2 protein-coding genes are annotated in these 1,814 nt (G+C 35.4%); both read right to left on the bottom strand.

The features are described from left to right. A partial coding sequence (locus tag ABFR62_14235; GenBank protein ID MEN8139576.1) for a hypothetical protein occupies positions 1-1,326 on the bottom strand: 1,326 nt, incomplete at its 3' end. 7 nt (positions 1,327-1,333) lie between these two features. Continuing rightward, positions 1,334-1,814: metallophosphoesterase (locus tag ABFR62_14230; GenBank protein ID MEN8139575.1), on the bottom strand; the 481-nt coding region annotated here is incomplete at its 5' end.

Below are 1,814 nucleotides of genomic sequence, written 5' to 3'. Positions count from 1 at the left end.
ATACCACGACCAATAACGATCTGTTGTATAAGACATAAATTTATACTTTTCGGCATTTTTATACGTCAAATCGGGATTTTGTGGGTAGTATGCTGTAATTGGTTCGAGGGTAAAACCAACGGCACCACCAAATTTGCAACTCTCTACCGTACGTTTAACAAATTCGATATCGTTCCACGGAAAAACTCTATGTGTACCATTAGGACGGATTTGCCATATTATTTTCCAATATCGAGGATAGTTAAGGTATTTTTCATATGAATACGAATGCCAGCGTCCCTGCATTGCATGGTAGGGAGCTCCTAAATGTTCGCCATTATATTTTATTTCGATGTAAAAATTATCGGGATATTTCATTCCAATTTTTATCATATCCCTAAATTCGGCAAGCCAGGTACGAGTATATAGCCTTACGTTTTCCTTTCCCGATTTCTCAATCCCGTCGAGATATGAATGTTCAAAGAATTTTTCACTTTTCCCCGATTCACCTATACGGAATCCAAACATCCATAAATCAGGAATCTCATTTAAAAGTTTCGCCACAGCCCAGCTGGTTTTTTCGGCCAGTTCGGCTTCTTTTCCCATGTTTGTATTCGGAAATTCGGTTGCGTAGTTCATTAAAGACACATTTACACCGTGATCTTTTGCTATCCCTACTATTCGTTTCAGCATATCAAGGTTGTGCTGTTGATCTTCATCCTGCCATGAAGCCTCCGGGTATTTCGGATTTATTAGAAAGAATGGAAAAATATTCGGGAACCCTGTAGTTTCATATACATACATTGCATGAATATCACATATGTTATATCTGTTACGCGCCAGTTTTTCAAAATATCTTTCCCAATACTCTACGTCATAAAACCAATTAGAAATGCCTGTTTTATTCTCATCTATAGTCAGGAAAGGGTTATCAGCTCTTATTTCAAGTGCAGGTTCGCTATATTTATCTTTAATACTTTCGAGTATGGACACACCCGTTTTTTCAGAATATTTTATCTCTTCTGCCAACTCATAAATCCCGTACATCGACCCTACTACATCGGACGCAAATAATGATATTACATTATTGCTATTTTCTATTTTAAATGATTCGGGTTTATTGAATAACTCTGTTTTATTTCCAATAGAAACTATTGAAATTGTATAATCGTTTCCGCCATCAACTTTAAAACCTCTGTTTGTAAGAGCAGCATTAAGTTCTTCGACTGCATACTTTTGAGGCGATTCCAAATCATTATCAACATCAATTACCACTGACTGTGCACTGCATACTTGCGATAAAATTGTAATTGTAAAAATTAACTTAGTGATTTTTGACTTAGTCATCATATCATTATTTTATAATCTCAAAACTATCCTTTATTTCTCCTTTAGAATTAATTGTTTTGAATGTTAATTTAGCTTCATTTATATCAATTTTCTGGTAATAATAGTCCCCGTCACTATATCTTACTTCAACAAAATCCTTGTCTTCCAACTTTAGTTTTCTGCCGTGAGTAGAGATAGAGATAAGATATATTGTACCTTCTGATGGGCTTTTTACTACTTTCTCGGCATACATAGGTTTTGAACGCATGTAATAATGAACATGCCCGCTAAAAACCATATCAACATGGTACTTATCGAACAAAGCTCCCCATTCCTTGCGTATTACCGGATAATCCTCATCTGCCGAATAAGGAGGAAAATGAAATATCACAAACTTCCATACTGCATCACTTTCTTTCAGTTCTTTTTCTATCCATGATGTTTGCTCTTTTATTGACTGTGTAGAAGCCAGCATTAAAAACTGAGCATTACCGTATTTAAAACTA

The organism is Bacteroidota bacterium, assembly GCA_039714315.1.
Taxonomy (GTDB): Bacteria; Bacteroidota; Bacteroidia; order Flavobacteriales; family JADGDT01; genus JADGDT01.
This window is presented reverse-complemented; position numbering and strand designations above follow the sequence as displayed.